The 13,982-nt window shown below is 45.3% G+C and carries 9 protein-coding genes and 2 pseudogenes; 9 read left to right on the forward strand and 2 right to left on the reverse strand.

Features of this window, described 5'->3' with window-relative positions; translation table 11 throughout:
- The first annotated feature begins 260 nt into the window (after positions 1 to 260).
- From ACZ5QV_RS10830 to ACZ5QV_RS10845, 4 genes and pseudogenes are all read left to right on the forward strand, one after another.
- Positions 261 to 656 carry a reverse transcriptase N-terminal domain-containing protein gene (locus ACZ5QV_RS10830; protein WP_464599831.1) on the forward strand — a complete coding sequence of 132 codons (396 nt, stop codon included), beginning with the start codon at positions 261 to 263 and terminating at the stop codon, positions 654 to 656.
- A 12-nt stretch (positions 657 to 668) separates the two neighbouring features.
- Positions 669 to 2,009, forward strand: a pseudogene (gene ltrA, locus ACZ5QV_RS10835) (group II intron reverse transcriptase/maturase); the annotation flags it as partial.
- 104 nt (positions 2,010 to 2,113) lie between these two features.
- A pseudogene (locus ACZ5QV_RS10840) lies at positions 2,114 to 2,407 on the forward strand (RNA-guided endonuclease TnpB family protein); the annotation flags it as partial.
- 362 nt (positions 2,408 to 2,769) lie between these two features.
- Positions 2,770 to 3,441: an NAD(P)/FAD-dependent oxidoreductase gene (locus ACZ5QV_RS10845; protein ID WP_464599832.1), complete on the forward strand. Its 672-nt coding sequence runs from the start codon at positions 2,770 to 2,772 to the stop codon at positions 3,439 to 3,441.
- 828 nt (positions 3,442 to 4,269) lie between these two features.
- Here the strand turns inward: ACZ5QV_RS10845 and ACZ5QV_RS10850 are convergent.
- Both ACZ5QV_RS10850 and ACZ5QV_RS10855 read right to left on the reverse strand, forming a co-directional pair.
- The gene (locus ACZ5QV_RS10850) at positions 4,270 to 4,686 is read right to left on the reverse strand and encodes a transcriptional regulator (RefSeq protein ID WP_464599833.1); all 417 of its coding nucleotides are present in this window, start codon (positions 4,684 to 4,686) and stop codon (positions 4,270 to 4,272) included.
- Positions 4,687 to 5,212: 526 nt separating this feature from the next.
- Positions 5,213 to 5,563, reverse strand: a complete 351-nt coding sequence (locus ACZ5QV_RS10855; protein ID WP_464602089.1) for a transcriptional regulator — start codon at positions 5,561 to 5,563, stop codon at positions 5,213 to 5,215.
- Positions 5,564 to 6,404: 841 nt separating this feature from the next.
- On the opposite strand from ACZ5QV_RS10855, the gene ACZ5QV_RS10860 reads away from it, so the two are divergent.
- The 5 genes from ACZ5QV_RS10860 (at position 6,405) to hacA (ending at position 13,772) form a co-directional block, all read left to right on the forward strand.
- Positions 6,405 to 8,822 (forward strand): FAD-dependent oxidoreductase, encoded by a 2,418-nt coding sequence (locus tag ACZ5QV_RS10860; RefSeq protein ID WP_464599834.1) that lies wholly within the window; start codon positions 6,405 to 6,407, stop codon positions 8,820 to 8,822.
- Between the two features lie 39 nt (positions 8,823 to 8,861).
- Complete coding sequence (locus tag ACZ5QV_RS10865; RefSeq protein ID WP_464599835.1) at positions 8,862 to 9,599, forward strand: 4Fe-4S dicluster domain-containing protein; 738 nt, start codon at positions 8,862 to 8,864, stop codon at positions 9,597 to 9,599.
- Positions 9,562 to 10,497, forward strand: coding sequence for a ferredoxin:CoB-CoM heterodisulfide reductase subunit HdrB (hdrB, locus tag ACZ5QV_RS10870; protein WP_464602090.1), 936 nt, complete (start codon positions 9,562 to 9,564; stop codon positions 10,495 to 10,497). The genes ACZ5QV_RS10865 and hdrB overlap by 38 nt, the downstream gene beginning before the upstream one ends.
- 394 nt (positions 10,498 to 10,891) lie before the next feature.
- Positions 10,892 to 12,124 carry an RNA-guided endonuclease InsQ/TnpB family protein gene (locus tag ACZ5QV_RS10875; protein ID WP_464599836.1) on the forward strand — a complete coding sequence of 411 codons (1,233 nt, stop codon included), beginning with the start codon at positions 10,892 to 10,894 and terminating at the stop codon, positions 12,122 to 12,124.
- A 415-nt stretch (positions 12,125 to 12,539) separates the two neighbouring features.
- Positions 12,540 to 13,772: a homoaconitase large subunit gene (gene hacA, locus ACZ5QV_RS10880; protein WP_464602091.1), complete on the forward strand. Its 1,233-nt coding sequence runs from the start codon at positions 12,540 to 12,542 to the stop codon at positions 13,770 to 13,772.
- Positions 13,773 to 13,982: the final 210 nt, after the last annotated feature.

Genomic DNA, 13,982 nt, shown 5'->3' on the forward strand with positions numbered 1-13,982 from the left:
AAATGGACATATGATTCTCGGTTTATAGATGGCTTCTAAGGTACTCACAATTATTTATGTTATAGAACTTGGTAAGCCCTATAAGTTCCCACAAGGGTAGAAATCCTGCAAAGGATAACGATGACTTAGAGGGTAAAGGAACGGAGTAAAAAGCGAATGACAATCTGTAATGAATTGTATAAGGGTTCAAAATTTGCCCCAATCCGAAAGGATGCAGACTTACTCTATGGTAGCTCAACGTATGAACGAAGGCATACCCTATGAATGTGAGACATTCAAATACATTGATTGAAGAAGCGGAAGCATTAACCATTAAACTGTTGTGGGAAAACCCTGAAACAGCCAACGGCATAAACATTGCTCACACCAAACCAACCAATGAGAAGCTCACAGACGTTCGACCCTATTCCAGATGGAACAACATCAACTGGAAAAAGGTAGAGGAACATGTCAATTGGATGCAAGTCCGAATTACGAAAGCTGTTAAAAAAGGTAACTGGAATCTTGTCAAAAGGCTAAGCTACCTGTTAACCCATTCGTATTATGCCAAATTATTGGCAGTCCGTAAGACAATACAGAATAAGGGCAAGAGAACCCCCGGAATCGACGGCGAACAGTGGAACACACCTAAAGCCAAGATGGAAGCGGTTCTCTAATTAACGGATAAAAGGTACAAATCCAAACCCTTAAAGCGTGTTTACATCGAAAAATATGGGAAAAACAAGAAACGACCCCTAGGAATCCCTACAATGCACGACCGAGCCATGCAATCCCTATATGCTCTGGCTCTAAACCCTATAGCAGAAGCAATAGCAGACGCAAGATCATTCGGGTTTAGAAAATTCAGAAGCACACACGATGCATGTTCAATAATATTCGGAAATCTTAGCACCAAAAGATCAGCTAAATGGATTCTAGAAGGGGATATTAAAGGCTGTTTCGACAACATTAGTCATCAGTGGTTACTTGAAAATATCCCAATGGACAAATCTGTTCTAAAACAATTCCTAAAGTCAGGTTACGTGTTCAACAAAACCCTATTTCCAACAGTTGCAGGAACCCCACAAGGAGGTATCATTTCCCCAATTCTAGCCAACATGACGTTAGACGGAATTGAAAAACTCCTAGAAGACAAATACCACAGGGGCAAAACTGGAAGGATAACTGATCATCAACGTAGAAAATACAAAGTAAACTTTGTAAGATACGCTGATGACTTTATAATTACTGCAAACACAAAGGAAATAGCAGAAGAGGCGAAGGAACTGATTAAAGGATTCCTAAAGGATAAAGGTCTGGAACTATCAGATGATAAAACTACAATCACCCACATTGACGATGGTTTTGACTTCCTAGGCTGGAACTTTAGAAAATATAAAGGGAAACTTATTATCAAGCCCTCCAAGAAATCTATCCAGAAAGTGGTCGATAAAATCAGCAACACAATTAAAAAGGGTAAAACATGGCCACAAGAAGCCCTAATCAAAACCCTCAACCCTATTATAAGTGGATGGTCGAACTACCACCAAGGAATCGTGGCAAAAGCAACATTCAGCACAATAGACCACTTAATCTGGAAGATGCTATGGAAATGGGCTAAAAGAAGACACCCGTATAAAAACAAAGAATGGATACGCCATAAGTACTGGCATACCTACGAAACCAGATCTTGGATATTCTCTACCAAATATAACACGCTCAAACGACTATCCGACAAAAGGATAGTAAGAAATACCAACCTATCCATTGATAAAAACCCTTACCTTGACAAAGACTACTTTATAAAACGTCAAAGAGATCAAGGCTCGAAAAGACTGTCAGGCATATTTAATACAATTTGGAAAAAACAGGCAGGTATATGTCCATTTTGTGAACTCCCGATAAACATTAACAATGATGCTGAGGAAAGACCTCTACACCACATAAACGGAAATCACAAGGACAACAGACAGACCAATCTGATATATACACACGCTCATTGCCATAGACAACACCATGCAACTTTATAACGACTGCCCCTACAGGGTTTTGAGATGCTTGAGCTGTATGAGGTGAAAGTCTCACGTACAGTTCTTAGGCGAGAAAGAGGGAGCAATCCCTCCGACTTAGCCGACAATCGTTAAACATTGCTGGCATGAAGAAGAACCATAAACTTGCACAGGCTATAAGTGACGCTGCGTGGGGGGGTTTTGTGAGTAAGTTGGAGTACAAAGCCAAAAAGATAGGGAAAACAGTAATCCGTATAGGCCAGTGGGAACCTTCTACTAAAAATTGTAGTGTCTGCGGGTTCCACAATAAGGAAATAACATTAGATGTTAGAAACTGGAAATGTCCAGAATGTGGAACCGAGCACGATAGGGACATAAATGCAGCTATAAATATTAAAAAGTTCGCACTTGCGATCTAAATTAAAGATACACCTCCGGGACGGAGGGAAGAGCCTGTGGACTCGTGGAGGTTGCTCCGGGGTACGAAGCAGGAAGCCCCACTGCTTTAGCGTGGGGTAGTTCACAGGGAGAGATACTGATTTTTTTCCATTTTCTTTTTTACACTTCGTTTTTTCATAGTATAAACATAGATACTGTGTTTATTTAACTTGGCGTCTTTAATATATAAGTAGTAAAAATATATCGTTTGTCAGAGATAGGATTATTCAAAGTTGTTAATTCTGATACCAGGGCAAAAATGGAAGAATGAAGGGTAAAAAATCCTGAAAGAACCTGGGCCGTAAAAACGGGCTGACTCACAAAAATAAGGAGGATATTCCATTTGAAACCCAATTTACCTGAAAAGAACGCAATTGTTCAGAGAGACGGTGAGACCTACGTAATTGCCCCCAGTACCCCTGGAGGGATCGTTGATCCCGCAACCCTTCGAAAGATCGCAGACGTTGCGGAAAAATATGGGGCTGCAACTCTTAAGATGACATCTGGTCAGAAGATGGCCATCGTCGGCCTGAAAGAGGAAGACCTTGATGCCGCCTGGGCCGAACTCGATATGGGTGCCGGGCTCGTAACAGGCCCCTGTATCAAAGGTGTTAGGTTTTGCCCTGGCACCACTTTCTGCAAGAAGGGTCAGCAGGACGCGGTTAGCCTTGGCATGAAACTGGACGCAAAATACACAGGCATGAAACTGCCCTATATGATGAAAATGGCGGTTTCCGGTTGCCCCAGTTCCTGCTCTGAACCTGTAATTAAAGATATAGGGGTCATGGGAACAGCCAACGGTTTTACCCTCATGGTCGGAGGTGCTGCCGGGCTGAAGCCAAGACTTGCGGACGTTGTTGCAAAGAACCTCTCGGAAGAAGAGGTCCTCGAAGCCGTGGAAAGGATCATCGAATTCTTCAAGGAAAACGGACAGCCGAAGAAGAGACTCGGAAAGATGATAGACGATATGGGTCTCGAAGAGTTTAAAAAGGAGACCGGGCTCTGGGAGCGCTAAACCGGCTCTTACGGCAAGCTTCAACTGTCTCAGCAGGAGTCCCCTTCCTCGATGTTTCTAATCGAAGATTAGAAACTCCTGTTAAACCTGCGGTTTAACACGACAGCCGAAGGCTGACAGGTGGGGGAGGAATGCGTCAAGACTACAGGGGCCGGTTTTTTCATCCGACGTTTTTAAATATAATTAACTATATATAATTAGTTGTGAAACAGGTTGCCCCGGTACCTCTTTAGAGGTTGGGCACTCTCACTGAGAGATAACAGCTATAAGATTGGGTCTACAACCTGAAATAGTTCTATAGGACATGATTGTTTGGTAACAAACACGTTGAAATTGCCTTTGAAACGTTTCGATAGAATTGGGTCGCCGTTCTTGAAAGGGAACTGGTGGTTGGCAGCCATTAAGTCAACCGGCCATACGAATAAGATGATCTGAGAACATAATCAGTGATATTCAAGCCCCTTCCTCGGTGTTTCTAATTGAAAATTAGAAACTCCTGTTAAACCTATGGTTTAACACGAAAGCCGAAGGCTGACAGGGGGGGTAGTTGACATAGTGGTATACTCTCTCTAAAACATCTGTTTAAGTCTCAGGTTTTAGAGAGTGTTGACATCTTTTTTTTAAGTAAAAACCGGATTAAGGCCGAAATGGGCCCCGATCTTCCGGAAGACTCTGGTTAAAAAGTGTTAAAGCCAAAGCATGGTTCAGCCTCCTCTTTCTTAAAAACATTCGTCTAAGGGCCAGGGGGGCGTTGACGTGAAACGATGCTTCGGACTTAAAGTGTCTCTTTTTACTAACTAACTAGCTAACTAATTTACTTATTGACTTTCAGGCAAGGCTCTTCAGGCACTGGATGTTATGACGTGCGAGCATGCTTTCAGCTATTATTTTTTCTTCGATCTTGTTGACAATCCGGTCCATGGTCACTGCGAGACGGTACAGCTTAACTGGTCTTCCTTTGCCTTCGGTCCTTTTTTCTTCCCTGATGTCAATCCAATTGTTCTCGCGCAGGTAACGCATCGCAACGCTTACTTCAGGCTGCCTCAAGCCAGACACCATTTCAATGTTCTGCGAGGAGATCTCTTTGCCTTTTGACAGACATGCGATGGTCAGGGCAACAGGCCTGCTGACATTAATTTTTCTAAATAACTGAATCATTTCGTACTCGCACTCTCCAATTTTTACTAGAGTATTCTCTCCAATATTTAAATTCGGTTTGATTCTTAATCCACTTTCATCTATCAATTAAATCACCTGAAGTCGTGGTTATATAATCTATTGATATATATATTTAATGATGAATTTATCCCGTGTCGCAGAATACCCCTAAGTTTTTAGAGGCCATCCGATAATTCAATTTCAGGGTAAATATCTGTGAAAAATAGGGGGTATAAAACCTTTAAATCTTGAAATAAGGGTGTGAGTTACGCACTTGAGATGTAAAACCAAGCACATAAGAGCTTATCAAGAACATTATGCTTTAGACAGTTTGGTGCTTCATGCTACTGGTTTTTTGTTCAACTGCGTAAGTCCTATAAGGGGTTTAATATCTGATCGTAATTATCGGGCAGTCTGTTTAGTTGTGGAAGTAGTCAAAAAAATGAATGATAAGGAAAAAAGGAAACCTATCCCCTGCCGGTAAAAACTCGATTATGTCAGGTAAAATGTCCTGTATCTGGTCGGGGATAAACCCCTGGGGGTATTACGGACCTGAATTCTGCCGCAGTAATTTGAAAATATCGTGTGAGGTCCGAAAACCAGGGCTGGAGTTTTATAAAATGCTTTTGAGACGGTCCAGGCTCTGAAGGATTACCCTGCTCTCAGCCATTATATTTTCTTCAATTCCATTAATAATCGTTTCCATGGGGACAACAAGCTTGTACAGCTTAATTGGTCTTCCCTTACCCTGGTCTTTCTTCTCTTCTCTTATCTCAACCCAGCTGTTCTCCCGCAGGTAGCGCATTGCAATGCTAACCTCAGGCTGCCTGAGTCCCGAGACCATTTCGATGCACTGGGAAGAAATTTCCTCTCTTTTTGAGAGACATGTAAGAGTGAGAGCTACTGGCCTGTTGATATTGAGCCTTTTCAATAATTCCACCATTTCATATTCGGTTTTTCCCATTTCAAAACCGTCATCTTCTATCACTTATTCATCTCCTTCAGCAGGAGGCCCCCTTCTCGATATTTCCGGCTTGCCGGAAATGGCAGTTGAGGGAGGAATGTGTAAAATCCACTCCTGCTTTTTTTATGAAATTTAATGGGGTCGAGCTTCCAAAATGGAAACCAATAATAAGCTTTTTTCCTGCTCTGGCAGGGCAATGCGTATCCGAAACTGTTGGCTTCTATTTTGTGAAGTGGAAATGCTACAGTAAAGCTGCAACAGATTCATCCTGAAATCCATCTTTCTCTCGATCAGATCTGGAAAGGTTTGTATGATGCAAGCCCTGCCCTGATCTCTCAGGGTCGTTTAACCGGTATCCTTAGAGCCTTAAACTGAGGCGGTATTTTCAGAGGCTCCAAATCGGTAATCTGGTCAACCAGAGGCCTGTTAGACAGGTCCCTTATGCTAAAATCGGAGATTTTAGGGGGGTAGTTGACCGAATACAATCCTCTGAAAAGCCTTTTAGCAATTGGCCTGTACTGGATTTCTCATACTTACCTTTTTAAAGAAAAACACTTTCTTTTAATATATAAAAATGCTCATATAAAAAACTTTGGAAAAATCACGGGCCCGGACCCCCGGTTCCGGACACTCCTGCATTCCTTCCCTTACAATGCATTTTTGCCCCTTATGCCCCCCGTGAAAATACCCGATTCCGAAGGGGATGCCCTTCCATTAAGAATGTCTACAGAAGGGTATATCCTATATTGGATATTTTTCCAAAATCATTGTCCGAAATGTGTTATATTATCTCCACAATCGGCAAATCTTAAATAAAAGACCTGAAAATAATGGATATTAGATGAAGGCATCACCCGAAAAAACTGCCGCTTTTATCTGTCATTGTAGCGGAAATATTTCTGATCATATTGATATCCAGTCCTTAAAAAAGGCTCTGAAAGCCGAGGGTATATCTGTTTTTGATTTTGAATACCTCTGCTCCAGCCAGGGACAGGCCCTTATCAAAGACAGAATTTCTCGCCACTCCTTCAAAAAGGTCGTGATAGGCTCCTGCACTCCCTCCAAGCACGGACTCCTGTTTCAGAAATGTGTTCAGGAAGTTGGGTTGAACCCCGCAATGCTCGAAATCGCAAACCTGCGCGAGCAGTGTGCCTGGGTTCACCCTGAGGTTTCCGGGGCAACGGAAAAAGCCCTCTCCGTCCTGAAGGGGAAAATCCGGCGTCTGGAAAAGGCCGAACCCCTGGAAACAGTGGAGGTAAATATCAGGCAAAAGGCAGTTGTTATCGGAGGAGGGATTGCGGGAATCGCAACAGCCCTTTCCCTGGCCGATAACGGCATTCCTGTCTATCTTATTGAAAAGAATACCAGTATAGGCGGGCAGATGGCAAAGATAGGTAAGATCTTTTCCCCGGATAAGATCGCCGAAGAATGCGCCATGTGTTCTCTCAGCCCCCTCATGAACGAGGCGGCAGCTCACCCTGCAATCACCCTGTTAACCTCCGCCGAGGTTGAGGGCCTGAGCGGAAGTTCGGGCAACTTTACGGTAAAGGTGAGAAAAAATCCCCGTTACGTCCTTGACTCCTGTGTTGCCTGCGGCAGGTGCAGCAATGTCTGCCCCGTCCTGGTCGAAAACGAGTTCAACTGCGGGTATAAGGATAAGAAAGCTATCTCTTTACGTTTTTCCCAGTCGGTCCCGAAGACCTATGCCATTGACCCCGGGAACTGCCTTGAACTCGAAGGTAAAAAGGAAGGGGAGTCCTGTGGAAAATGCGTGGATGCCTGTAGAGTCGGAGCAATAGACCTGCGGCAGCAGCCTGAATTCCTCGAACTCGATGTGGGGGCAATCGTTGTTGCTACCGGCTTTGACGAATACGACTGTTCTCAAAAACCCCAGTACGGCCACGGAATTTTCGAAAACGTGGTCACCCAGACGGAACTTGCTCGAATCCTTGGCCTTAATGGGCCCACGAAAGGCAAGCTCATGAGGCCCTCGGACAATAATGTGAAAGTTTCGGCCAATAATATTACAGCCAATAATGTTTCGGCTAATAATGTTCAGGCCAGTAATATTACAGCCCCCGAGGTCCCGAAGAGGCTTGTCATGATCCAGTGCGTTGGCTCAAGGGACGAAAAGGCCGGCGGAAACCCTTATTGTTCCAGGTACTGCTGCATGGCAGCTCTCAAGCACGCAAACCTCATCCGGAAAAAATATCCGGAAACCGAAATCACAATCTGTTATATTGATATGCGGGCCTTCGGGCTCTATGAAAACTATTACCGGGCTGTCCAGGACATGAGCGTTAAATTCCTGCGGGGCAGGCCCGCTGAAGTTATTGAAAAAGAAGACAAAAGCCTTGTTGTGCGGGTCGAAGATACCCTCAAGCAGGAACTTGTGGAACTCCCGGCCGACCTTGTCGTGCTCTCCGCGGCCATGGTGCCCTCGGAGGGGACTCGGGAAATTGCAAGGACTCTGAACCTGAGCCAGGACGAGAGCGGGTTTATCAAGGAAAAACATTCCAAACTCAAACCCGTAGACAGCTCCACGGAAGGGATTTTCGTATGCGGGACCGCCCAGTCTCCCAAAGACATCACGGACACAATTGCCCAGGCCGGGCTTGCGGCCGCAAGGGCGAGAGCGTATATCACGAACAGCCCGAGGACGCTCGAACATGAACTTGCAAACGTAAATCCTCTCCTCTGCACCGGCTGCGGGAAATGCCAGGCCTGTCCCTTTGAGGCTATTTCCTTAAACGAAAGCGGGAGGGTTGTCATAGATCCCCTGCTCTGCACCGGCTGCGGTTACTGTGCCGAACTCTGTGAGAAAGGGGCTATTCAGGTAAGCGGGTTTACAGCCCCCGAGCTCCTTGCCGAAATCGATGGAATACTTGAAGAAGGGGATCTTCTGGCCTTTGTAAACAGCGGGATTGCCTACCTGACCTGTGACAATATAGGAAACAGCGTGCTCAGTTATCCCGCAAACGTCAAAACCGTAAAGGTCCCGACAAATCTGGTGGTGAGCCTGGATATGCTAAAACACGCCTTTAAGAAAGGTGCAACTGCCGTCCTGATGCTGGAAGACGCTCCCGACAACCCGAAAGCCGAGACAATCTACCCGTTTACGGTCGAACATTTTGAAAAGTTAAAAGCCGAACTCGGAGAAAACGGAAAACGCCTGTTTTTCAAAAAAGCCTATGTCCCTAACACAAAAGGCCTTGCTGAGACCTTTGCCCTCCTTGCCGGAGGAGAAATAACAAAATAAATAGGGAAAGTGATGGAATAAACCGGGAGAGATGAGGAAATGACACTGATCCAGATTGACGAATACGACACCCCGGCGGGCAAAAGCCTTGCTGAGACCATAAAGGCCAGTATCCGGACCCCTGATTCTCTCGGGCTCGACCGCTGCATACAGTGCGGGGCCTGCACAGCATCCTGTCCTGCGGCTCGTTTTACGGACTATAACCCGCGCTTGCTTGTAAAAAGGGTACTTGAAAACGACCGGAGTGTGCTTGAGGACGAAACCCTCTGGAACTGTTTTTATTGTTATACCTGCCAGCTCCGCTGTCCGAGAGGCAACAGTCCCGCAAAAATTGTCCAGGTGCTCAGGCAGATGGCCCTGAACGAAGGGATTGGGCTTGAGAATATGGAGTATTTCCTGGAAATCGGAGATTTCTTTGCGGTTCATGGAATAAGCCAGGTCCCGGAACACTACCAGCAGCGCATGAAAAAGGACCTTGGGAGCAGGTGGACCGAATTTAAAAAGGACCTTCTCCCCATCCGGGCAGAACTCGGGCTTGGCCCCCTCGATATAAATGACGAGAGGGGAGAAATCCGGGCTATTCTGGAAGGGATCGGGCATTTCGGAAGGGCCGAAAGCCTGAGAGCCCGGCTTAAAAAATCCGGAGCTTCAGGGGAGATAGAAGATGGAAAACTCCTGAATGAGGCCCTGACTGCTGCCCCTGGAAAAAAGAAAAGTGAGGACATAAAACTTGAAGAAAGTGGAAGATATTCCGGACCGGAAGCTCTTACTGTTTAAGAGCTGCATGGTATCTCAGGAATACCCTGGCATAGAAAGTGCTACAAAGTATCTGTTTGACAGGCTTGGTATTGATTATTTTGTAAGTGAGGAGCAGTCCTGTTGCACCGGAATCGGGCATTACGTGGACCTTTACGGGCAGCTCACGACAACGGCAATTGCCGCCCGGAATTTTGCCGTTGCTAAAAAATGCGGCTACCCCAATATTGCCTGCATGTGCTCAACCTGTTATGCCATTAACAAGGAGGCCTGTGAACTGCTCAATGGAAATGAGGAGGTAAGAGGACAGGTCAATTCGGTTTTCAGGGAAAAGGGCCTTGAAGACCTGGTCTATGAAAAAGGGGACCTTGATGAACGCAACAGTATTTTCCATGTGCTTGAGGTCATCTTCAGTAAAAAGGACCTTCTCCCCGAAATGATAAAAGTTGACTTTTCAGGCCTGAAAGTTGCGGCCCACCACGCCTGCCATTATTACAAGTTCAGACCCGAGGACATGATAGGCAACCCTGAAAACCCCCAGCTCATCGACGGGGTGGCCGAGGCCTGCGGGGCTGAACCTTTGCGCTGGTACGAGGACCGGTCTCTGACCTGCGGCATGGGTTTTTCCCAGCTTCACCTGCACAGGGAGACCTCTCTTCAGGTCACGCAGACAAAACTCGAAAGCCTCAGGAAAGCAGGGGTAAAACTCCTGATTCATATGTGTCCGAACTGCCAGATCCAGTATGACCGCTATCAGCCCGTGATCGAACGAGAATTCGGAAACGATTACGATTTCGTGCACATGAACATCGCTCAGTTCGCGGCCCTGGCGCTGGGGGCGGACCCCTACAAAGTCTGCGGGCTCCAAACTCATTCCGTGCCTCTGGAAAGTTTTCTTGAAAAGTACGGGATAATTTGAAATTTTCTTTTTTTTGGGTCGGAGGTTTTTTGGCCATTTTTTCAGGAAAACAGCCCTGAATTTTTATAACAGTTTTGTTTTAAAAAAGGTTCCTGTCTCAAAGTATCGCCTCTTGCACGCGGGCCCTGCAAGAAGGTCCGGCCCGTTTTCTCGAAAGAAAATGGAATTTTCCTGTATAGTACGTAAAAGTACCCAATAGATATAATTAGTATCCATAATAAATTATATTGTATCAATTATAAAAGCAAACGAAGTGCTCAATCTGCTAAAGGTATCAAGAAATACATTAAGCATCAGAAATATTTGACGAAATAATTTCAATGCTCCATTGCTATTCCATGAAGCATTAAAGTAAAAGAAAAGAAGAAAGGTTAGAAATCGAGGTCGAGCCAAATTGATAATTAAACGTGTTGAGCAAATCCAGTTTCATTCCAGGGAAATAGGGGATTTGTGCCATAAATCCAAAAACCTGTATAACTTCTCTGATTATATTATCAGACAGGAGTTCTTCAATAACGGAAAATGGATCAGGTACAATAAACTTTATGGGCTTGTGAAGTTCTCTGAGCCTTACAAAGAGCTTCCTGCTAAATCTGCTCAACAGACTCTAAAAGTACTTGACCGTAACTGGAAATCTTTTTTCGAAGCTTTAAAATCTTACAAAAAGAATCCTGAACTTTTCACAGGCAAACCAAAGCCTCCAAAGTACCTGGAAAAAAACGGGGAATACCTGTTAATTTTTACAAATCAGCAGGTCAGTATCAAAAACGGAGTGCTCAAGTTTCCCAAAGTAGTTCCGTTATCCATCCAGACAAGACTTCCTGATGATACTAATTTGAGAGAAGTCAGGATCATTCCAAAACACGCAGGATACACCTGTGAAATTGTTTTTGAAAAAGAAATCGAAGATCCCATACCTCTTACTTCCGGTCGAGTCCTGGGAATTGATCTTGGAGTTGTCAACCTTGCAACTATTGCAAACAATTTTGGAGAAAACCCAATTATTGTTAAGGGTGGGGTTGCCAAGTCAGTAAACCAGTTTTACAACAAGCAGAAAGCAAAGCTCCAGAGCACTTATGAGAAACATGGGATAAAGACCGGAAAGGGTGTAGAAGTACTTACCCATAAACGAAACTCACGGATTAAAGACGTACTCCACAAACTGAGCAGGGCAATAATCAACTATGCTCTGGAAATGAACGTGGAGAATATCATTATCGGAAGCAACCCTTTCTGGAAACAGAAAACCAACATGGGCAAGAAAAATAATCAGAATTTTGCTCAGATTCCCCACAGTACCCTTATTTCAATGGTCGAGTACAAGGCCGAAGAGGTTGGAATTTCGGTTGAACGGATCGAAGAATCCTATACAAGCAAATGCTCTTTCCTTGATAATGAGCCGATGGAACACCATGAAGAATATCTCGGAAAACGGGTCAAAAGAGGGCTTTTCCGAAGTGCCACAGGAGTTCTTCTTAATGCTGATGTCAATGCAGCATATAATATGATTAGAAAAGCAATCCCTAATGCCTTTGCAGAGGGGATAGAGGGTGTTGTGCTTCACCCTGTTAGTGTTAATCCACTATACAAAGAACAGTTTATATCACAAATTCATAATAGTTTGTGATACTAATTAGGACTTTTCATAGCATCCGGTTTTTGATACATGAGCTCAGATATCCAGACCCCGGTTTTTTTGATTTTATTTTCAGAAGCAGGCCCTGAATCCTCCGTCCTTTTTGATACACATCCTCCGTTTCTCTACTGATGCGTAACTCCTAACATTTCGAATTAAGTAGCTTAAAAACCGCAAAAGTGGCAAAAGCAGCAAAAGCAGTTTTCTCGGAAGAAAAGGACTTGTAAGGCCTTAAAATCCATTAAGTATATATATACCGGAAATAAGAAGTTTTCCAAAAATCAGTGCATACCTGAAACATTCCCTATATTTTTATCCTCTAATATAATCGAAGATCCTTAAATATTCTTAATAATTATCCTGAATCATCAATATCATCAAAAAGGAGATCACAGAATTGGGCACCATCAGTGAGAAAATATTTACCAGGGCCGTAGGAAAGGAGGCAAAAGCCAGTGACTTCGTGCTTGCAAACATTGACTACGCAATGGCGCATGACGGCACATCTATCCTTGCGGTAAAGTCCTTTAAGGAAATGGAGGTCGAAAAGGTCTGGGACCCTGAAAAGATCGTAATTCCCTTTGACCACATAGCCCCCGCAAACACCGAGACCTCGGCCGGCTTGCAGCATGAGATCCGGGACTGGATTAAAGAGCAGAAAATCCCCAACTTCTATGAGGTAGGGGAAGGCATCTGTCACCAGGTCCTTCCGGAAAACGGTTTTGCAATGCCCGGTAAACTTATTGTTGGGGCTGACTCCCATTCCTGCACCTATGGGGCCTTCGGGGCCTTTGCGACAGGAGTCGGGGCCACGGACATGGCCGAAATCTTTGCTGCGGGCAAACTCTGGTTTCGGGTTCCGGAAAGCATCAGGATGACTGTGGAAGGAAGCCTCGAAAAGGGAGTCCATGCAAAAGACCTGACCCTTTACCTGATCGGAAAGACCGGGATTGCGGGAGCGACCTATAAGGCCATCGAGTTTTACGGAAACGCAATCGAAAAGCTTTCCGTCTCGGGCCGGATGACGCTCTGCAACATGGCAATCGAGATGGGGGCAAAGACTGGCATCGTGCCCCCAGACGAAAAGACTTTCAACTTCCTGAAGGGAAGGGCCGCAAGTTCTTATGAAGCGGTCTATGCTGACTCCGATGCCTCTTACGTGCAGGAAGTCACTTATGACGCCGCCGATATCGAGCCCCAGGTCGCCTGCCCCCATCAGGTGGATAACGTAAAACCCGTCGGTGAACTCGAAGGCACAGAGCTGGACCAGGTCTTTATAGGGACCTGCACGAACGGAAGGCTTGAAGACCTAGAGGTTGCAGCCGATATACTGAAAGGGAAAAAGGTTGCGGTCCGCACCATCGTAATCCCGGCCTCCCGTTCTATCCTCCTGGCCGCAATGGAGAACGGGACCATGCAGACCCTCCTTAAGGCCGGCGTAACTCCCTCTACTCCGGGCTGTGGGCCTTGCCTTGGGGCCCATCAGGGAGTGATCGGGGAAGGCGAGGTCTGCCTCTCCACCGCCAACCGTAACTTCCGGGGCAGGATGGGCAAAGGCGGTTTTATTTACCTGGCCTCCCCCGCAACGGCCGCGGCTTCGGCTCTTACCGGAGAGATTACGGACCCGAGAACGGTTTGAGTAAATTAAACCAGGCTGTTTGAATGGGGAGGGGGGCCTCACCCCTTTTTCTTCATCTCTCGCAAACTTCTAACATCTTTTTGGTAGTTTTCAATTCTTTCTACACCTTCATACTGGCCGGGTACTGGATTATCAGGTCAAATTGAGTTGAGGATGTGGGCCCCCGCGCATAGGGAATTTATACAATGAGTTCCATATATAAATAGGAGG

The organism is Methanosarcina baltica (assembly GCF_055394095.1).